The organism is Vibrio mangrovi (assembly GCF_024346955.1).
Taxonomy (GTDB): Bacteria; Pseudomonadota; Gammaproteobacteria; order Enterobacterales; family Vibrionaceae; genus Vibrio; species Vibrio mangrovi.
This window is the reverse complement of the sequence record NZ_AP024883.1, coordinates 929,996-950,871: the sequence shown is the minus strand read 5'-3', so window position 1 is coordinate 950,871 and position 20,876 is coordinate 929,996. Positions and strand designations below refer to the sequence as shown.

General features: G+C 45.6%; 20 protein-coding genes. 6 read left to right on the top strand and 14 right to left on the bottom strand.

Annotated features, from left to right (window positions below; translation table 11 throughout):
- Positions 1-248: 248 nt before the first annotated feature.
- The 3 genes from map to OCU74_RS04205 all read left to right on the top strand — a co-directional run bounded on the left by map (position 249) and on the right by OCU74_RS04205 (position 4,464).
- The gene (map, locus tag OCU74_RS04215; RefSeq protein WP_087480396.1) at positions 249-1,091 is read left to right on the top strand and encodes a type I methionyl aminopeptidase; all 843 of its coding nucleotides are present in this window, start codon (positions 249-251) and stop codon (positions 1,089-1,091) included.
- Positions 1,092-1,301: 210 nt separating this feature from the next.
- Entirely contained in the window at positions 1,302-3,926 is a 2,625-nt protein-coding gene (glnD, locus tag OCU74_RS04210) for a bifunctional uridylyltransferase/uridylyl-removing protein GlnD (RefSeq protein WP_087480735.1), read from the top strand.
- Between the two features lie 154 nt (positions 3,927-4,080).
- Positions 4,081-4,464, top strand: coding sequence for a DUF3461 family protein (locus OCU74_RS04205; protein WP_087480395.1), 384 nt, complete (start codon positions 4,081-4,083; stop codon positions 4,462-4,464).
- 51 nt (positions 4,465-4,515) lie between these two features.
- On the opposite strand, the gene pgpA is transcribed toward OCU74_RS04205, so the two are convergent.
- From pgpA to OCU74_RS04135, 14 genes are all read right to left on the bottom strand, one after another.
- Complete coding sequence (gene pgpA / locus OCU74_RS04200; RefSeq protein ID WP_087480394.1) at positions 4,516-5,019, bottom strand: phosphatidylglycerophosphatase A; 504 nt, start codon at positions 5,017-5,019, stop codon at positions 4,516-4,518.
- 3 nt (positions 5,020-5,022) lie between these two features.
- A complete protein-coding gene (gene thiL, locus OCU74_RS04195; RefSeq protein ID WP_087480393.1) occupies positions 5,023-6,000 on the bottom strand; it encodes a thiamine-phosphate kinase in 978 nt (325 codons plus the stop codon).
- A gap of 97 nt (positions 6,001-6,097) precedes the next feature.
- The gene (gene nusB / locus OCU74_RS04190; RefSeq protein ID WP_087480392.1) at positions 6,098-6,565 is read right to left on the bottom strand and encodes a transcription antitermination factor NusB; all 468 of its coding nucleotides are present in this window, start codon (positions 6,563-6,565) and stop codon (positions 6,098-6,100) included.
- A complete protein-coding gene (gene ribH, locus OCU74_RS04185; RefSeq protein WP_087480391.1) occupies positions 6,565-7,035 on the bottom strand; it encodes a 6,7-dimethyl-8-ribityllumazine synthase in 471 nt (156 codons plus the stop codon). The genes nusB and ribH overlap by 1 nt, the downstream gene beginning before the upstream one ends.
- A 136-nt stretch (positions 7,036-7,171) precedes the next feature.
- Entirely contained in the window at positions 7,172-8,281 is a 1,110-nt protein-coding gene (ribBA, locus tag OCU74_RS04180; protein ID WP_087480390.1) for a bifunctional 3,4-dihydroxy-2-butanone-4-phosphate synthase/GTP cyclohydrolase II, read from the bottom strand.
- An 80-nt stretch (positions 8,282-8,361) separates the two neighbouring features.
- Positions 8,362-9,021, bottom strand: coding sequence for a riboflavin synthase (locus OCU74_RS04175; RefSeq protein ID WP_087480389.1), 660 nt, complete (start codon positions 9,019-9,021; stop codon positions 8,362-8,364).
- 18 nt (positions 9,022-9,039) lie between these two features.
- Entirely contained in the window at positions 9,040-10,152 is a 1,113-nt protein-coding gene (gene ribD, locus OCU74_RS04170; protein ID WP_087480388.1) for a bifunctional diaminohydroxyphosphoribosylaminopyrimidine deaminase/5-amino-6-(5-phosphoribosylamino)uracil reductase RibD, read from the bottom strand.
- Between the two features lie 13 nt (positions 10,153-10,165).
- Positions 10,166-10,615, bottom strand: a complete 450-nt coding sequence (gene nrdR, locus OCU74_RS04165; protein ID WP_087480387.1) for a transcriptional regulator NrdR — start codon at positions 10,613-10,615, stop codon at positions 10,166-10,168.
- Positions 10,616-10,727: 112 nt separating this feature from the next.
- On the bottom strand, positions 10,728-11,978 hold the full coding sequence (locus OCU74_RS04160) for a glutamate-5-semialdehyde dehydrogenase (RefSeq protein WP_087480386.1): 1,251 nt from the start codon (positions 11,976-11,978) through the stop codon (positions 10,728-10,730).
- 14 nt (positions 11,979-11,992) lie between these two features.
- Positions 11,993-13,132: a glutamate 5-kinase gene (gene proB / locus OCU74_RS04155; RefSeq protein WP_087480385.1), complete on the bottom strand. Its 1,140-nt coding sequence runs from the start codon at positions 13,130-13,132 to the stop codon at positions 11,993-11,995.
- Positions 13,133-13,246: 114 nt separating this feature from the next.
- The gene (crl, locus tag OCU74_RS04150; RefSeq protein WP_087480384.1) at positions 13,247-13,639 is read right to left on the bottom strand and encodes a sigma factor-binding protein Crl; all 393 of its coding nucleotides are present in this window, start codon (positions 13,637-13,639) and stop codon (positions 13,247-13,249) included.
- An 85-nt stretch (positions 13,640-13,724) separates the two neighbouring features.
- Entirely contained in the window at positions 13,725-14,969 is a 1,245-nt protein-coding gene (frsA, locus tag OCU74_RS04145) for an esterase FrsA (RefSeq protein ID WP_087480734.1), read from the bottom strand.
- Between the two features lie 108 nt (positions 14,970-15,077).
- Complete coding sequence (gpt, locus tag OCU74_RS04140) at positions 15,078-15,542, bottom strand: xanthine phosphoribosyltransferase (RefSeq protein ID WP_087480383.1); 465 nt, start codon at positions 15,540-15,542, stop codon at positions 15,078-15,080.
- A 38-nt stretch (positions 15,543-15,580) separates the two neighbouring features.
- Positions 15,581-16,873, bottom strand: coding sequence for an NCS2 family permease (locus OCU74_RS04135; protein WP_087480382.1), 1,293 nt, complete (start codon positions 16,871-16,873; stop codon positions 15,581-15,583).
- Between the two features lie 766 nt (positions 16,874-17,639).
- Between OCU74_RS04135 and OCU74_RS04130 the strand changes: the two genes are divergently transcribed.
- The 3 genes from OCU74_RS04130 to rimK all read left to right on the top strand — a co-directional run bounded on the left by OCU74_RS04130 (position 17,640) and on the right by rimK (position 20,820).
- Entirely contained in the window at positions 17,640-19,121 is a 1,482-nt protein-coding gene (locus OCU74_RS04130; RefSeq protein ID WP_087480381.1) for an aminoacyl-histidine dipeptidase, read from the top strand.
- 353 nt (positions 19,122-19,474) lie between these two features.
- The gene (locus OCU74_RS04125) at positions 19,475-19,918 is read left to right on the top strand and encodes an ATP-dependent zinc protease family protein (protein WP_087480380.1); all 444 of its coding nucleotides are present in this window, start codon (positions 19,475-19,477) and stop codon (positions 19,916-19,918) included.
- On the top strand, positions 19,915-20,820 hold the full coding sequence (gene rimK, locus OCU74_RS04120) for a 30S ribosomal protein S6--L-glutamate ligase (protein ID WP_087480379.1): 906 nt from the start codon (positions 19,915-19,917) through the stop codon (positions 20,818-20,820). The genes OCU74_RS04125 and rimK overlap by 4 nt, the downstream gene beginning before the upstream one ends.
- The last annotated feature ends 56 nt before the right edge of the window (positions 20,821-20,876 follow it).

Here is a 20,876-nt window from a genome sequence, read left to right as displayed (position 1 = left end):
AAATGGAAAGAATGAAGACATATCCTCATTTCTATCAAAAGAAAAGAAACTCGTCGTCATTCCGGCGCGCTTTATATCATATTTTACCGTTCACTGGCTAGAAAAAAATACAATCTTCCCACAGGGAATCACCTCTCAGCTGAATTTGTCATGTTACGTCGATGTTGCCAGCTTGCGCTCCTGTCTCCGATTGTTAAAATAAGCCCATCGCACGATTGAGTGCATATTAAATGAAATAGAGATGACCGATGTCTGTAAAAATAAAAACCGCAGAAGAAATTGAAAAGATGCGAGTTGCCGGCCAACTTGCGGCAGATGTACTTGAAATGATAGAACCCCATGTAAAACCGGGTGTAACGACAGAAGAACTGGATCAAATCTGCCATCGGTACATCACTGAATCTCAACAGGCTATTCCTGCGCCACTGAATTATCATGGTTTCACCAAATCGATTTGTACATCCATTAATCATGTCGTCTGCCACGGTGTTCCAGCCACCGAAGACGGCGTGTTCGGACAAATCCAACGTCCGGCAATTCTGAAAGATGGTGATATTATCAATATTGATATCACCGTGATTAAAAATGGCTATCACGGGGATACATCCAGAATGTTTTTAGTGGGAGATGTCTCTCCGGCAGATAAGCGGCTGTGCCTGGTTGCCCAGGAAAGTCTCTACCTGGCGATGAAAGTGGTCAAGCCCGGCATTCGTCTGGGTGAAATCGGCACGGCCATCGAGAAATATATCAAAACCAACAATAAGAATAATCCGCGGATGAAGTTCTCTATCGTGAAAGATTATTGTGGCCATGGAATCGGTGCAGGATTCCATGAAGAGCCTCAGGTTGTTCACTATAAGAATAGCGACAGAACCGTGCTACAGCCCGGAATGACATTTACGATAGAACCCATGATCAACGCAGGGAAATTCGGCTGTCGTCTGGATGAAGAAGACGGATGGACAGTTTATACTGCAGATGGAAAAAATTCCGCTCAATGGGAACATACACTACTGGTAACAGACACCGGCTGTGAAGTCCTCACCTTACGCAAAGATGAGACAATCCCCCGTCATTTGAACAATCTTTAATTTAAGCTAAAAACCAGCAGTGCATTGATATCCAGAACTGCACTGCTGGTTCTTCTTGTTTCAGGCTGTAACGGCTTTAGATTTATCGGTATAACTCCCTTCCTTTTCCCGGTTTTAACACTCAGGGAAGCGCAAAAGGTATGCTTCTGTATTTATCTTTGATAGATTCATGTTCACAATTAAGATGTATGTTGCATGGACGCTACTGATATGCATGTTCAATCACCACTCACACTGCAAGATGAACAACTCACACTTCCGTTACTGAAAAATCAGTTGGAAGCATTTGCCGAAAGCCAGAAACAGGCATTTCTGGATGCGCATCCAGTCCCGGATCTGGTCTACGGCCGGGCTGAATATATGGATCAACTGCTCCAGAGATTGTGGCAGTTTTATGATTTCCATCTGATCGATCATCTCTGTCTGATTGCCGTTGGCGGCTATGGAAGAAAAGAGCTTCATCCATTATCCGATATTGATATTTTAATTCTTTCCAAGCAGAAACTTCCGGCAGAAGTTCAGGCAAAAATCAGTGAATTCATTACCCTGCTTTGGGATTTAAAACTGGAAGTTGGTCATGCGGTCAGAACAATTGAAGAATGCGGACATATCGGACGTGAAGACTTAACTGTTGCAACTAATTTGCAGGAAGCCCGATTGCTCTCAGGTTGTGACGATATATTCCATCAGCTCAAAGTGATGATTCTATCCGAATCATTCTGGCCGACAGAAACATTCTATCGTGCCAAAGTACAGGAGCAGAAAGCACGTCATGCCCGTTATCACGACACAACTTATAATCTGGAACCGGATATAAAATCGACTCCGGGTGGACTGAGAGATATCCATACTCTGAGCTGGATTGCCAGACGACATTTCGGAGCCACTTCATTATTTGAAATGAGCCGTCACGGTTTTCTCACAGATGCTGAATACCGGGAACTGGCTGAGTGTCAGGACTTTTTGTGGCGTGTGCGTTTTGCATTGCATCTGGAACTCAAACGTTACGATAACCGGCTGACTTTTGCCCATCAGGCTCAGGTTGCCCATCATCTTGGTTTCCAAGGGGAAGGAAACCTTGCCGTTGAAATGATGATGAAAGAGTTTTACCGGACACTCAGACGGGTCGCCGAGCTGAATAAAATGTTACTCAAACTCTTTGATCAGGCAATTTTAGATCAGGGAGATGAACCCGATCCTGAAGTAATCAATGCAGCCTTTCAGAAGCGGGGCAATCTTATCGAACTCCGGATTGAAGGACTCTTCCAGCAGAAACCGGAGTCGATACTGGATATGTTTATCCATATTGCTAACGATTCCCAGATTGAAGGCGTTGCACCTGCAACCATGAGACAACTGAGAACTGCCCGCCGCAGACTGAGCCATTTCTTACATATGCTGCCGGAAGCCCGGGAAAAATTCATGGAGCTGGTACGTCATCCTAATGCGCTAACCAAAGCTTTCAGTCTGATGCACCGGCATGGCGTTTTAGCAGCCTATCTTCCTCAATGGAGTCATATCGTCGGACAAATGCAATTTGACCTGTTCCATGTTTATACAGTCGATGAGCATAGTATTCGTCTCCTGAAACATATCCGGACTTTTAGTGACCCGAAAAATCATGAAAAACACCCCATTTGCTGTGAAGTTTATCCTCGGCTACAAAAGAAAGAGCTACTGATTCTTGCTGCTATATTCCACGATATCGGTAAAGGGCGTGGCGGTGATCATTCAGAAATCGGAGCGGTTGAAGCTTATGACTTCTGTATTGAACACGGGTTATCTAAACCAGAGGCCAGGCTGGTTTCATGGCTGGTACAAAATCACCTGCTGATGTCAGTAACAGCGCAGCGACGTGATATCTATGATCCGGATGTTATCACTGAGTTTGCCAAAACAGTCCGGGATGAAGAATACCTCGAATTTCTCGTCTGCCTGACTGTCGCAGACATATGCGCCACAAATCCGGAACTATGGAACAGCTGGAAACGAACCCTGCTGGCCGAACTATTTTACTCAACACAACGGGTATTACGCCGTGGACTGGAAAACCCGGTTGATGTCAGAGAGCGCATCCGGCATAACCAACAACTCTCTTCCGCATTATTAAGAAAAGAAGGTTTCACCAGCCGGGAAATCGAATCGTTGTGGCAGCGTTTTAAAGCAGACTACTTCCTGCGTCATACTCACAAACAGATAGCCTGGCACAGTACACATATTCTCAGACATGAATCCCCGGACGAACCGCTGATTCTGATTAGTAAGAAAGCCACACGCGGCGGGACTGAGATTTTTGTCTATACCAAGGATCAGCATGCGCTGTTTGCAACCGTTGTGGCCGAACTGGATCGCAAAGGATTAAATGTTCATGATGCTCAAATTATGACCAGCAAAGACGGATATGTTCTCGATACATTTATGGTTCTTGACCAAAATGGAGAAATCATTGATGCCGAACGACATCAGATTTTGACATCTCATCTCCACCGCGCTATTGAGAACGGCACTCCTGCACTCCATAAAACACGCAGAACACCAAGCAACCTGAAACACTTTAAAGTGAAAACTCAGGTCGATTTTCTGCCGACCAAAAGCAAAAAACGAACCCTGCTGGAATTTGTCGCTCTGGACATGCCCGGTCTGCTGGCAACTGTCGGTGCGACCTTTGCAGAGCTGGGATTTGACATCCGCGGAGCAAAGATTACAACCATTGGAGAAAGAGCCGAAGATTTGTTCATCATTGCCAGTACGCAGCACGGAAAACTGACCATGGAAGAACAAGAGCACTTAAGACAGGTGTTGATTGAAAATGTAGATGCTTTGATGCCGAATTAGGCCAGACATCCCACAGCCAGACAGAGAGCCTCTCTGAGATAAACAGAGAGAGCGATCTACACCACAACTTCAATGCAAAATAGGAGCGTGTGCTACCTCTACCGGAAAGAGGCTGATACATTGAATATATCACTTGTCATCAGAGAGGTAGCCTATGTTCCCCCATCTCACGAGCTTGGGAATACATGATCCAACCCAGATAGAACGCTACACGCTCCGTCAGGAAGCGCTGAAAGATGTGCTGAAAATTTATTTTCACAAACAAAGGGGAGAACTATTCGCCAAAAGCGTTAAGTTTAAATATCCGAGACAAGTCAAAAATGTTCTCGTCGATAGTGGTAGTCATCAGTATAAAGAAGTCACGGAAATCAACCGGAATCTTACGTTGGTGATTGATGAACTGAACCGGATTACCACTCCGGAACAGCTCTCCGAAAGTGATCTGAAAGAAAAAATACTCAATGATTTACGTCATCTTGAAAAAGTCGTCACCAGTAAAATCCACGAAATAGAAACAGATCTCATGAAACTGAAGTGATCTGACAGCCAAACAACAGGTTCCTGAACGGGAACCTGTAAGTTTTGACCTTTAACCAAACCATGCCATACCGAAACCAATCACAGTCAGGACAATACCGGCCATTATACCGGCAAGAACATCGTCGATCATAATCCCAAAACCACCTTCGACATGGCGATCCAACCAGCTAATCGGCCACGGTTTCACCATATCAAAGAAACGGAACAACACAAATCCCGATGCAATCCATGACCAGTCACCCACTCCCTGAACCATATAGGGAATAATCAGCATCGTGATCCAAAATCCGACAAACTCATCCCATACAATAGAACCGTGATCATGGACTTGCATATCGTCTGAAGTCTTCTGACATATTTTGATGCCGACCAATGCAGCAATGACGATCACAGCAACGTAGATCCCAAATGGTAATTGTGCCAACAGCAAATAAAACGGAATAGCAGCCAGTGTTCCCATAGTTCCGGGAATAACCGGAGACAATCCACTCCCGAAACCAGTCGCAAGCAGATGCCAGGGATTACACAGATTCAGCCGTTCAGTTGGTTTCATGACTTATTTCTCCCGCCGAAAATGATCATAACCGGTCAGGTTCCACGCAAGTGGTTTCCCTTTATCATGTAGTTCCCACTGCCCCTGAGGCCGAATTTGTCCGATGCAAGTCAGTGGTGTATCACAATGAGAAAGAGCACTCTCCAGTGAACCTTTATTTCCCTCTGAAACCGTAAAACAGAGCTCATACTCTTCACCACTCGTCAAAGCATACTGCTGCGCTTTGACAATATCATCGCCCAAATACTGCAATAGCTCTTTCGATACAGGTAAACAACTCACATCAATACTGGCACCGACCCCGGAACATTCCAGAATATGTTGAACATCGGCGGCCAAACCATCGGATATATCAATGGCGGAAGAAGCCAGTTTTAACAAAGCCTGCCCGGCAAGAACCCGGGGAGAAGACAAATAATGACGCTTTTCCAGTTCGGCACCTGAAGGATGAACCATCTGCTCCCCGGACAGAATCAGCTCTAATCCAGCTTTACTGTCTCCCAGCGTTCCGGTCACATAGATCCAATCTCCGACTTTTGCTCCCTGACGCGTCAGAACCTGATCTTCCGGAACAAAGCCATGAACAGTCAATGTAATACTCAGCGGCCCACGGGTTGTATCTCCGCCAATCAGTTGGATATTGTAATAACTCGCCAACTCAAAAAAAGCATCACAGAACTGACTCAGCCATTCTGTATCTGTCTCTGGCAAAGTCAGAGCCAGAGAACACCAGGCCGGAGTTGCCCCCATTGATGCCAAATCACTCAAATTGGATGCCAGTGCTTTATGTGCGACCCAGGCTGGATTCGCGTCAGGAAGAAAATGAGTTCCGGAAACCATAGTATCGGTACTGATGGCAAGCCTGACCTGCTCTGGCACTTTTACTATGGCGCAATCATCACCAATACCAAGCTGAACATCTTTACGCTGTGCTTGCCGTTGCTTAAAAAAACGGTCAATTAAACTAAATTCACCAGTCATAAAATTTTCCTGAATATGGAGACACAATCGATGATGCCAGAATATACTGCTCATAAAAAAGGTCAGCTCTCGCTGACCTGTTTATTTTAATCGTTTTTTACTTCTTGCGTACATGAGGTGCAGCTTTATCCAGCACACCATTGACGAACTTATGACTATCTTCTGCAGCAAAAGATTTCGCCAGTTCAATCGCTTCATTGATGACAACCTTGTAAGGCACATCATCGCGACGTGTCATCTCGTACATCGCTAAACGAAGTAAAGCAAGCTCCATCATATCCAGATCCTGCATCGGACGAGAAGCATAAGGGCGAATTTTGCTATCCAGCTCAGTATGATGTAATACGACGCCTGCTAGCAAATCACGAAAATACTCAACGTCAGTTTCAGGTGCCCGAAGCGCTGGCTCCGTTGAATGATGCTCTTCATCATCATACTTATCACCAGAGAGAAACTGAGCCTCAATTGTTGAGACATTCTCACGAGTAATTTGCCAAGAATAAATAGCTTGCAAAGCAAACTGACGTGCATTACGACGTGCGGCTGGTTTCACGCGTGCCCCCATTAGGAATCAATTGCAGAAAGAACATTAATCATTTCAAGTGCGCTTAGTGCTGCCTCTGCACCTTTGTTACCAGCCTTGGTTCCTGCGCGTTCGATAGCTTGGTCGATGGTATCAACAGTCAATACACCGAAAGCTACCGGAAGGCTGTATTCCAGAGAAACCTGAGCTAAGCCTTTATTACATTCGTTACAAACGTAGTCAAAGTGTGGTGTTCCACCACGGATCACTGTCCCCAGAGATACGATTGCATCAAATTTACCGGTTTTTGCGACTCGCTGAGCGACCAGAGGCAACTCTACTGCACCTGGGCAACGAACAACTGTGATATTCTCATCACTTACCTGACCATGACGTTTCAGCGTGTCAATCGCACCGGAAAGTAAACTTTCATTAATAAAACTATTAAACCGTGAAATGACAATCGCAATTTTCGCGTGAGGTGCAGGGAAACCTCCCTCAATCACTTTCATAAACTTTCCTTAAAAACTCTGTTCATCAGCGAGAATCGCCGGATTCTAGCATAGTTCCATAATCAATATCTAATGGTATTTCCGGAGAAAGCCGCGAAACACATTCACGGCTTTCAATCAATAGTGAACGATCTGATCACTCACTGACATATTCAATTACATTCAGACCAAATCCACCCAACGCATGATATTTTTTATTGGCAGAAGAAAGCAACTTCATATCGGTCACACCCAAATCAGCAAGGATCTGAGAGCCAACACCGACACGACGGGATGTTCCTTGCTTTTTCGCCATCGCTGGCACTTCGCCTTTATCCTGCAACTCAAACATTTTAACCCGGTGAATAATCAGTTCCGGAGATTCTTCATTCCCCAGTAAGACCAACACACCACCTTCAGCATCAATACGTTTCATTGCATCTTCAATACTCCAGCTCCGATCCGTATTCCGGTCACTGTGGAGTACATCCGTGAATGTATTAATCAGATGTACACGGACCAAAGGCACATTCTGCCCGTTTTTTTCTTTGACCAGTGCATAGTGAATCTGATTATCGATAACATCCCGGTAGGTGATCAGATCGAACTCACCGTAAGCCGTCGGTAGTTTACAGCTTGCAACACGCTCAATGGTTGTTTCTGTATTGTTCCGGTATTCAATCAAATCGGCAATTGTGCCTAACTTAATCTGGTGCTTCTCTGCAAAAACTTCCAAATCCGGACGTCTTGCCATACTGCCGTCCTCTTTCAGGATTTCAACAATCACTGAAGCAGGTTCCAGCCCGGCTAATCTGGCCAGATCACATCCGGCTTCGGTGTGGCCGGCACGGGTCAGCACACCACCATCCTGGGCAGCCAGAGGAAAAATATGTCCCGGCTGAACCAAATCTGATGCTTTAGCATCCGCTGCAACAGCTGCCTGAACAGTCCGGGCCCGATCTCCAGCGGAAATTCCGGTCGTCACACCTTCAGCAGCTTCAATAGACACGGTAAAGTTAGTCGTAAACTGTGCGTTATTATCCTGAACCATTGGAGCCAGTCCCAGACGCTGACAACGTTCTTTCGTCATTGTCAGACAAATCAGTCCCCGCCCGTGTGTTGCCATAAAATTGATCGCTTCAGGTGTGACATGCTCTGCGGCAATAATCACATCGCCTTCATTCTCACGGTCTTCATCATCCATCAGGATAACCATTTTACCCTGACGAATATCTTCGATAATTTCCTGGGGGGTGCTAATCGCCATTGTTTCTATCCTCGGTACTGATTCAGTACATTTATTTGTATAATTCTTCAATGCCACCTGACATCCACAATTTCTGTGATTCAGGCAAAACCATTTTGTTGCAGAAATTCGAAAGTGATGGAGGAGCCGGGCTCATTCTGATCAGCTTTACCGGCACTCAGTAATCGCTCCAGATAGCGAGCCATCACATCGACTTCCAGATTGACTTTCCGTCCGACCTGAAATGAATGAATCGTTGTTTCTGACGAAGTATGGGGAATGATTGTCAGTTTAAAGGTATTCTTACGCAAGGCATTCACTGTCAGACTAATACCGTCAACCGTAATCGACCCTTTTTCAGCCACGTATCGGGCAAGCTCTTCCGGTAAGGCGATCCAGAATTCGATTGCCCGCCCGACCTGAGCACGTTCGACAATCTCCCCGATGCCGTCGACATGACCGGAAACAATATGTCCGCCAAACCGGGTCGTCGGCAGCATTGCCTTTTCCAGATTAACCTGATCACCAACACGAGCCTGAGCAAAACTCGACTTATTCAGGGTTTCTAAAGACAAATCGGCGGTATAAGTTTTCTCGGTCATGTGAACCACGGTCAGACACACACCATTGGTCGCAATACTGTCCCCAAGCCTGACATCTGTCATATCCAAAGAACCGACATCGACCTGAATAGACACATCTTCCCCTTTAGGAGTAATTGCCATCAGTGTTCCGGTCGACTCAACAATACCTGTAAACATAAAGTTACTCTTATATTCTTAAACAAAGGAGTGATACTGCGGTATTGCAGTGATACGAATATCGGGGCCAACCCGGACAATATCTGAGATTTCAAGTTGAAAAACGTCTTTCATTACCTCAAAACCAAAACTGCCAAACAATCCCCGTCCGTCACTTCCCATTAACTTAGGTGCTAAGTATAAAATAATTTCATCCACTAACTGTTGCGATAACAGTGTTTGGGAGAGTGTTGCTCCCGCTTCAACCCAGAGATGGTTGATTTGATGTTCATCGGCCAGAGTTCTGAACAGGTGGCGGAGGTCGAGTTTACCTGTTGATTCAGTCGCAATACAAATATCCGCATCTTCCTGCCCGACAGTCATCACTGTCCCACCGGCATCATAAAGCTTCAGCCCGGAATATAACTGATGATGCTGATCCAGAATGATGCGCATGGGTTGCCGGATCTCAGCCAGCGGATAAACATGCCGGACAGATTCAGGTAACTCACTATCCCGGACCGTCAGAGAGGCATTATCAGCGATAACCGTGCGGCTTGTTGACAAAATTGCACCAGCACCAGCCCGGAACTTCTGCACATCACACCGAGCCTCCGGAGAGGTTATCCATTGACTGACGCCATTGGCTAATGCGGTCTGCCCATCCAGACTAGCGGCCATCTTTAACTGAACCCAGGGCAGGCCTGTTTTCATTCGTTTGATAAAAGCCGGGTTCAGCGCATTAGCATCATCTTCCAGTAATCCACTCAGGACTTCGATTCCGGCATCCTGCAACATAGCCATCCCCCGGCCGGCAACCTGCGGATTCGGATCCTGCATCGCACAAATAACTTTTCGGACACCGGCCTGAATCAGTCCTTCTGCACAAGGTGGCGTTCTGCCATAGTGAGAACAGGGTTCAAGCGTGACATAAGCAGTCGCACCTTTGGCTTGTTCTCCAGCCATCCGTAATGCATGGACTTCAGCATGAGGCCCTCCGGCCTGAATATGATAACCTTCACCAACAATCTGGCCGTCTCTGACCAAAACACATCCGACATTCGGATTCGGTGTTGTGGTATAAATCCCCTGCTTTGCCAGTGCAATCGCCCTTGACATCATCTGATAGTCAAATGCGCTAAATATGCTCATGGATCAAACCTTTTTAGTCTTCCAGTTTGGCGATTTCTTCACCAAACTCTCGGATATCTTCAAAGCTCCGGTAAACTGATGCAAAACGAATATAAGCAACTTTATCCAGCTCTTTGAGCTGTTCCATCACCAGGTTACCAATCAATTCGCTGGGCACTTCCCGTTCTCCGGTCGCCCGCAGACGTGACTTAATCGTACTGATTGACAAATCAATCGCATCAGCACTCACAGGCCGCTTTTCCAGCGCTCTCAGCATACCGTTAACCATTTTATCTTCATCAAATGGTTCACGGTTTCCATTTGATTTAATCACTCTGGGCATCACCAGCTCAGCTGTTTCAAATGTCGTAAATCGCTCATGGCAAGCCAGACATTGACGGCGGCGGCGCACTTGGTGGCCATCGGCAACCAGCCGGGAATCGATCACTTTCGTATCATTTTCCGAACAAAAAGGACAATGCATATCACCTCCATTCTAGTGAGAGTGAGTGTAACGGAATTGCAGACAGGAGTGAAAGAAAAAGGGGCAGAAATGCCCCCTTATCACACAATCGCTTATATATACCCTGAAAATATCAACATCTGGACAGGTAGTCTGCTTTACCAACCCACTTATAACTGGTCAGTTCTTCCAGACCCATCGGTCCCCGAGCGTGCAATTTCTGAGTCGATACAGCAACCTCAGCACCTAAACCGAATTGAGCACCATCGGTAAAACGTGTTGAGGCGTTCACATAAACAGCGGCCGAATCAACAGCATTGATAAAAAGCTCCGCGTGATCCAATCGGTTGGTCAGGATTGCATCTGAATGGCTGGCATGATGTTCCCGCATATGCTCAATGGCTTCATGAATATCTTTCACAACTTTAACACCAAGCGTATAACTGAGCCATTCCGTATCAAAATCACCTTCCTGAGCCTCTTTCAAAGATGTTGCTCCGCTCAGACCAGTCTGTGCAGATGCATCTGCAACAAAAGTGACTTTATCACCCAGATGTTGAACCAGACGTGGTAAAAATTCAGTTGCGACACCTTCATGAACCAACAGTGTATCCAGAGCATTACAGGCCGACGGACGTTGTACCTTTGCATTTTCAATCACGTCCAGAGAACGTGTCAGATCCGCACTCTCATCGACAAACATGTGACTGATACCAAACCCACCGATAATGACAGGAATCGTACTGTTTTCCTTACACATTTTATGTAAACCTGCGCCACCCCGGGGAATAATCATATCGACATACTGGTCCAGAGTCAGTAACTGGCTAACCAAAGCACGATCCGGATTCTCAATATACTGTACCGATGCAGCAGGTAGTCCGGCTTTCTTCAGTGACAACTGAATCACTTTCACCAGCTCCATATTGGAATAAAACGTCTCTTTGCCACCACGCAAAATACTGGCATTACCGGTTTTCAAACATAGCGCGGCAATATCGATCGTCACATTAGGCCGGGCCTCATAAATGACGCCAACCACCCCCAGCGGCACACGACGACGGGAAAGTGACATGCCATTCTCCAGAACACGACTATCAATTTCACTACCAACCGGGTCCTGTAAACCAATCACATTACGTACATCTCCGGCAATACTGGCCAAACGCTCAGAATTCAGCAACAACCGATCCAGCAAAGCTTCACTCAATCCAGCCTGACGCCCCAGTTCAATATCCCGCGCATTTGCCGCCAGAATCGCTTCACTGTTCGCTTCCAGTTCATCGGCAATCATTGCCAAAGCCTGATTTTTTTGTGCTGTTGTTGCAGTTGATAAATGAAAAGCAGCTTCTTTCGCTGCTTTTCCCATCAATGTTAAGTCCACGCTATACTTCCTTCTTATTCCTGAATGATGACCATATCATCTCTATGAATGACTTCGGAGCCATAGTCATGTCCCAGAATATCATGAATATCTTTACTATGTTTACCCTGGATCAGTTCTAAGTCCCGGCTGGAATATGAAGAGATTCCCCGGGCAACAATCTGTCCCGACTGATTCAGGATTCTTGCCACATCACCACGGGCAAAAGCACCACGAATACCGGTAATCCCTTTCGCCAGCAGACTGCTCCCTCTGGATACAACAGCCTTCACCGCCCCATCGTCAACGATGATATCACCTGATGCCGCCGGCCCTGCCAGAATCCAGCGTTTCCGGCTTTCCAGTGCTTCTTCCAATGGTAAAAAACGGGTTCCCTGCGGATGTTCGCTGAGAGAATCAGAAATGACATTCGGAGCCCGCCCGGAGGCGATAATCACTTCCATACCGGCACGACGGGCAATATCCGCAGCCTGCAACTTCGTTGCCATTCCTCCGGTTCCCAGCGTAGTACCACTTCCCCCGGCAATTTTTCTCAGCGTATCATCAATTTTTTTAACTTCCCGGATTAATTCGGCATTCGGATCTTTCCGGGGATCCGCGGTAAATAATCCTTTCTGATCCGTCAGGAGAAGCAACTTATCTGCACCACAAAGGATTCCAACCAAAGCAGACAGGTTGTCATTATCACCAACCTTAATTTCTACGGTTGCCACGGCATCATTCTCATTAACGATAGGAATAATATCGTTTTCAATCAGGGCATTCACTGTATCCCGGGCATTCAAAAAACGCTCCCGATCTTCCAGATCAGCCCGGGTCAGTAACATCTGGCCAATCTTGAGATCATAAATCGAAAACAGAGATTCCCAAGTCTGGATCAGTTGACTCTGCCCCACAGCAGCCAGAAGCTGCTTACTTGCAATCGTATTCGGTAGTGCCGGGTAGCCCAGATGCTCCCTTCCGGCAGCGATGGCTCCGGAAGAAACCAGGACAACGGCATGTCCCTGGCGTCTGAGTTCAGCACATTGCCGGACCAACTCAACCATCTGAGCCCGTTCAAGAGCCAATGTTCCGCCGGTCAGGACGCTGGTTCCCAACTTTATAATGACTGTTTTTGATTGTTGTTCTGTTTCAGGTTGCTCTGTCGTCATCATCAATACGATCTAAGTAGAAAATGAGAGACTATTTTTAGCAATCAAAAGACAAATTCACAAGCAGAAAAGGTGCAATCTGCACCTTTTTTGTCGGAATCAGAAAATGGACAGGAATTACTTGTCGACCAAAAGCGGATCACAAGTCGTCAATTCACACTGAAATTGTTCTTTCAGTAGTGTTTCAAGCTTTGAATGAAAAGCTTTCTGAGTTCGGTGTACTTCTTCCAGAGCTTGTGGCTGCGGATTTTCAGACACCCAGTTTCCGGCCAAATCAAATCGACCGATGGCATATTTCGCCTCAAATAACTGCTCACCCGGGTGCGACAGCTCCATCCACCACCCCCAAAATTCTCGGACTTCCGGAGATTTTTTGTCATTGACACAAACAGCCAGGCAATCAAACAGGTAAGTTCCACTCTGATATTTATCTTCTCTCAGATACGGACCTAATAATTTAAATGCAGCATTTAGCCGATGATATGTAGGTTCCTTACTCAATTCTGGCATCTCAGCACTCCCTTTTTTACAGAATTGCATTTCAAACAAAATATTCAACAAAGCACATATTTTGTAACTAAAATCATACTAAATGTCACTTAATCAGTTCATCTTCAAGCCAATTGATCGCTAAATCGAGGGCTTGCTCATATCCATGGAATAATGTCTTTGACTTAATCTCTTTTGATCTTCCTCTGGAACTAAAAAGCGCAACCAGTTGATTATCCGAATAAGGAGAGATCGGATCGCCTTCCAATCCCAGAGCCAGAATCGGTGTTTTTGTTTTTCTGTTGGCAAGAAATCCCTGAACTTTGAGTGACCATGCCCGTAACTGCATCGCTAAACTATCGATATCAACCACGTTTTTTCCTAACCGGGAAGCCAGAACATCAAGATACATTTTCGGCATCCGCTTTAATTTTTCAGGAGATGACAGAATGTCATGTACCGGCGCTCCCAGCGAGATGCAGGCTTTCACTTTGCTGGATTCAACAAATGAAAGGCGAATCATTGCGTTACCTCCGAAGCGGAAACCGATAAGTCCGACCCGGTGATGATCAACCCACGGCAAACCGGAAAGCTGATTCAGAACAGCCTGATGAAGTGCTGAAGTATCTTCGGTCAACGGCCACTGAGAATTGAATCCAATCGAAGGCATATCAACCGTCAGCATCGCAATATCCCTTTGTGCCAAATAGTCCCGGAACAAACGCCACATATCAGTTTGCAGACTATCCAACCCCGCAGTCACCATCACAACGGGTTGCGGATGTTCCGTATGAGAGAGATGCAGGTGTGCAACTATTTTCTTGTTTTGATACGGAAATTCCAGTTGCTTCACAACATAATGCGAAAGTTTCGCCGCTTCCGTATAAGCTGAATTGGCCATTGCCTGCGCTTGAATCGCAAGATTATCATTCTTTAAATGTGGGTATCCGGCAATACTAAAACACAAAGAAGCCGTAAACATTTTATCTGCCGCATCTTCTCCCTGAAGCTGACCGGATTCCTGCTGATAGCGCATTCCCAGCTTATTCCATTCGTAAGCCCAGTTGCCCCTCCGGTACCCCATCACTGTATCCAGCCATTCATCAACCGTTCTCGAATGGGCTGAAGAAGCGATTCGGGCCAGAATCTCTTCCTGATCGACCGGATCGATTCCCTGCCATGCCCACTGCATTCTTCTTAACGTCCGATACCAGGCACCTTCAATTTTCTGGGATACAAACGCCTGACTACTTGGCATATACCGGGTCAGAGCAGAAGTTTCTTTCGCCTGCTTATGATTGGCAAACAATCGTTCAGAAAGATTTTGGCTATTGTTTCTTGTTTTAGGCATAACTTGGGACCATTTCGGGCAACACTGTATATTAATCAAAAAAAAATGGTCCATAAAAGGACCACTTTCTCAATTTACATCAATTTACATCAATTCATACGAAAAGATTCATTTCAGCTTACGATTAACTGGCTCAACATAAGATAGTACAGTATCCCATGGTTGTTCAATCCATGTATCCTGAGGCACATCAACGACGTACTCGTCGACTAAGTCTTTGCCTGCCGGTTTGGCACATACTGTTACCAGTTTGGCTTTCGGATACAATTCACGAATTTTACGTGCCGTATCTCCACTGTCGACCAAATCATCGATGATGAGATAACCTTCACCATCATGCTCCGGTGCTTTAAGAACACTCATATCGCGCTGGTGGTCATGGTCATAGCTGGAAATACAGATGGTATCCACATAGCGGATACCCAATTCACGAGCAAGAATCGCTGCCGGAACGAGTCCGCCCCGACTCACACCAATCAATCCCTTCCATTGCTCTGCGGGCATCTGGCGCTCAGCAAGCTGGCGGCAATACATCTGCATGTTATCCCATGTAATCAGGAATTTTTTGCTCATTGTTTTCTATCCAAATTTTTATCTAAAATCTAAAGTCGTTATCCTGCGATATATTTTACAACAAAAATCGCAGCCATCACCCATACGCTCAGTGATACATTACGAGCCCGACCACTCAGCAGTTTAATCACAGCATACGAGATAAAACCTAAAGAGATACCTTCTGCAATTGAAGATGTGAGAGGCATCATCAAACAAGTCACTACGACAGGTGCTGCTTCCGTCAAATCCCGCCAGTCGATACTGACCAATCCGGACAACATCAGAATAGAAACGTAGAGAAGCGCACCAGCGGTTGCATACGCAGGAATCATTCCGGCCAGAGGAGCAAAAAACAGAGCGAACAGGAACAGAACACCGACAACGACAGCCGTCAGACCGGTACGTCCACCAGTAGCAACACCGGCCGCACTCTCGATATAAGAAGTTGTATTTGATGTACCAAACAACGCACCAACTGCTGTTGCCGAGGAATCAGCCAGCAGTGCGCGGTTCAAACGAGGAATCTTGCCATCTTCACCGATAAGATCAGCCTTCTGGGCAACGCCAACTAATGTACCGGCTGTATCAAACAGATCGACAAACAGAAAGGCAAAAACCACTGAGATCATGCCGACATCCAGTAATGCAGAAAAATCCAGTTGTAAAAATGTCGGGGCAATACTTGGTGGCATAGAGACCAGATTACCGGCCCATTTAACATCACCCAAAATCAGACCAATGGCACTAATCACCAGAATTGCGATCATCACACCACCTCTGACGTTACGGTAAACTAAGGCGATGGTCAGAAAGAAACCTAAAGCGCCCAGCACACACTGAAGTGACGTCATATTTCCAAGTGAAACAAGCGTGGCCGGATTATCAACAATGATGCCGGCATTCTTTAGCGCGATGAAAGCAAGGAACAACCCGATACCAGCTGAGATTCCAGTCCTTAAGGACATAGGAATCGAGTTAATAATCCACTCCCGTATTTTAAACAGGCTCAGCAGAATAAACAACACGCCGGAAGCAAATACCGCAGCCAAAGCAACCTGCCAGGTGTAACCCAGACCAAGAACAACAGTATATGTGAAGAAAGCGTTCAGCCCCATTCCCGGAGCAAGAGCAATCGGATAGTTTGCAATGAAGCCCATGATAAAACATCCGACGGCAGCAGCCAGACATGTTGCAACAAAAACTGCCCCACGATCCATTCCCGTATCGGATAAAATCGCCGGATTGACAAAGATAATATAAGCCATGGTCAGAAAAGTCGTAATTCCCGCAATGACTTCTGTTCGCATGGTTGTACCATGTTCACTCAGTTTAAATAGCTTCTCGAGCATGATGGATCCTGTATAGATTTCAAGTAAACGGTTGCGTAAACGATTGGGGGGCGATTATAGAGACTAAACCCGGCAAATTCTAGCTCAATTCACATAAAAACTGACCTGATAGTCAACTTTATGAAACCCTGTAAATATTCGGTCTTACACCGCAGGAGCAACCGGAGACCACCTTCTATCCTTTCTCATCAAAAAGGATAACAGACCGAAAAATAAAAAAACGCCACTTCATATGAAGTGGCGATGGAAAGGGGTCAAAATCTTCCAATAATAAATTAGGGGTGAACAAAAAATGTCCGAGCTGCAAGTTCCTATTTCGATCTAACTCAACAACAAGGCCATTAGATCAGCATGGCCTGACAGAACTTCCCTCATGTCCCCCATCAATCCACTCAGGGGAAATACCAAATTCGGGCAGCTCCATAAATCGATCAAATCAGAAGCGTTGCAAACGGCTCAAAATATACCATAAAGAAAATTTATTACAATATACATGTGACAAAAATCAAATAAAATCCATTACAAAGCATTTTTAATTGAGTTTTAGGTAATTAAATTACAAAAATAACTTTATCAATTGAAACTTTATTCCATAAATGTCTACATTTAATTTCAACTTGTTTAATATGTTATTTGTGAAAATACCTACGGACATGCTACCCCCATGATGACGAGGGTGATATTCTTCTTCTATCTACTGGTGCACATCGTCTTGCGCATCAATCAAGCTTAACTTATTTATCACTTCGGGGAACAGGAGTCTTCAGTGTCTGAATTCCAATCTGAAATTAGCAATCTTTCACCACATCTCGTTTGGAGCTTTTTCGATAAAATATGTTCTATCCCACACCCTTCATATCATGAAGAGGCGCTAGCCCGGTACATTATCGATTGGGCTCAGTCTCAACAACTTGATGTCCGGCGGGATCCAACTGGAAATATCTTCATCAAAAAACCGGCAACGCCGGGAATGGAGAGCAGAAAGGGCGTTGTACTACAGGCTCATCTTGATATGGTCCCACAGAAAAATGAAGAGACGGAGCACGACTTTGCGAATGATCCAATTCGTCCTTACATTGACGGAGAGTGGGTCACAGCTCAGGGAACAACCCTTGGTGCAGACAATGGCATCGGCATGGCAACCTGTCTTGCTGTTCTGGCGTCTGACAATATCCAGCATGGTCCATTAGAAGTTCTGCTGACCATTAATGAAGAAGCCGGAATGACCGGAGCATTTGGCCTGGAAGCCGGTTACCTTGAGGGAGAAATCCTGCTCAATACGGATTCTGAGCAGGAAGGAGAAGTCTATGTCGGATGCGCAGGGGGAATCAACGGTCTGCTGGCTTTTGACATCCAACGGAGTGAAGTACCGGAAAACCATGTTGTCCGGAAACTACAACTGAAAGGCCTGAAAGGCGGGCATTCAGGCTGTGACATCCATCTGGGCAGAGGAAATGCAAACAAGCTGCTAGCCCGGTTCCTGGCACAAAATGCTGAATCACTCGCACTTCATCTGATTGATTTTCAGGGAGGAACACTCCGAAACGCAATCCCCCGGGAAGGTTCGGTCACTTTATCTCTTCCGAAAGAGAATACCTCTCAACTTTCTGAAGCCTTTCAACACTTCACGGATACGATTTGCCGGGAACTCGAGCAAACCGAGGGCAACATTGTAACTGAACTCCATGACATCACGCTGGATCATGAAAAACATCAAATCTTTGATCAATCGACACAGCAGCGTTTTATCGCAACTCTCAATGCTTGTCCCAATGGCGTGATCCGCATGAGTGATGATTTCCCCGGGGTTGTTGAAACATCACTGAATTTGGGCGTTGTAGAAACAGAAGACTCGAGAGTCTCGATCCTGAGCCTGATTCGTTCTCTGATTGATTCTGGCCGTCAGCAGGTTGAAAGCAGCCTGACCTCTATCGCAGAACTGGCAAATGCCAAAGTCGATTTCTATGATGCTTATCCGGGCTGGAAGCCAGACACTAATTCGGTCATTATGGCGATATTCAGAGAGCAGTATGAAAAGATCTACGGATATAAACCAAACATTATGGTCATTCACGCCGGACTCGAATGCGGATTATTCAAGCAACCCTATCCGGATATGGATATGGTATCGTTCGGACCGACAATCAAATTCCCTCATTCTCCGGACGAAAAAGTACAAATCAGTACAGTGCAACAGTTCTGGGAACAGATGATCGTTATGCTGAAACATATTCCTGAGAAAAACTAACCTCTAGCTCTAGTAGCGGAAGTACAACACTTCCGCTACTGTCTTAAAACTCAGAATACTGCATCGAATCACATCTCCTTGCCCCTCTGAAAATTCAGATCATGTACTTAATAAGCCATTCCCCCCATAATCATCATTATTATTTATCGTGACGGACAATTTTTTTGTTCGCTCAATCCCGAAACTACTGGTAGTGTTCCTCCAGGCAAAGCCAATTCTGGTTAAAACTTGAGCAATCTTCTGTATGTCACGATATCTTCGGACTATGATTTCCGAGGGGAAATCCTATTGCAGAAGCCGACTGCCCAGAGCCTCCCCTATCGATTCACCTTCATTAATCGAAGAACACAAAGATGAAAGAAAAAATAATTGTTGGCTGGAGAGAAACTCTCAGTCTTCCGGCTTTGGGTATTAAATCCATCAATGCCAAAATCGATACTGGTGCAAAAACATCCTGTCTGCACGCATTTAAGATAAAAGCCTTCACTAAAGATGGCTTACAGTGGGTTCGCTTCTGGCTTCATCCCCGGCAGAAAGATGATTCTGAGGTCATTATTTGCGAAGCACCTGTCATTGACAGACGCATAGTCAGAAACTCTGGTGGTTATGAAGAAAAACGCTATGTTATCCGTACAGATCTTCAGTTAGGGACAGAGCAGTGGTCAATCGACATTACGTTGACGAATCGTGAAAATATGGCATTCCGAATGCTATTGGGCAGAACAGCAATGCGTCCCAGAATTATTGTCGATCCTGATGCTTCATTTTTACTTTCTGCCGGCGGTGACAACATATGAAAATAGGGATTCTTTCCAGAAACAGTTCTCTCTATTCAACTCAGCGGCTCATTGAAGCATGCCAGATCCGGGGACATGAGTACAAAGTGATCGATGCCTTGCGTTGTTACATGAACATTAACTCCGAAAAGCCGGAGATTCACTTTAAAGGAGAAGAACTATCAGGATTTGATGCCATCATTCCAAGAATTGGAGCATCGGTGACTTTCTATGGCACTGCCGTCTTGCGTCAATTTGAAATGATGGGGGTTTATCCGGTAAACGAATCTGTTGCTATCAGCCGTTCCAGAGACAAACTCCGCTCCATGCAGTTACTGTCCAGAAAAGGAATCGGCATGCCAATTACCGGCTTTGCCAGTAAACCGGATGATATAAAAGACTTGCTGAAAATGGTTGGCGGAGCACCGGTAGTTATTAAGCTTCTTGAAGGAACTCAGGGGATTGGGGTTGTTCTGGCAGAAAACCGTAAAGCAGCAGAAAGTGTTATTGAAGCCTTCATGGGACTCAAAGCCAATATCATGGTTCAGGAATATATCCAGGAAGCCGGTGGTGCGGATATCCGTTGTTTTGTTATCGGTGATAAAGTCATAGCATCGATGAAGCGTCAGGGAGCTGAAGGGGAATTCCGTTCTAATTTACATCGGGGTGGAACCGCGGCTCTGGTTAAGATTTCACCACTGGAGAGAAAAACAGCCATTGATGCTGCAAAGGTCATGGGTTTGAATGTTGCCGGTGTTGATTTACTCCGTTCCTCCAGAGGACCGTTGGTGATGGAAGTAAATTCATCTCCCGGCCTGGAAGGGATTGAAAAAGCAACCGGGAAAGACATTGCAGGAATGATCATTGAATTTGTTGAGAAAAATGCACATTCCAGAAAAACTAAAACTAGAGGAAGAGGTTAAATGATTCCCCTCAAAAGCCATAATCTGGCTCTTGAGGGATTTTATACAGAGTCGTC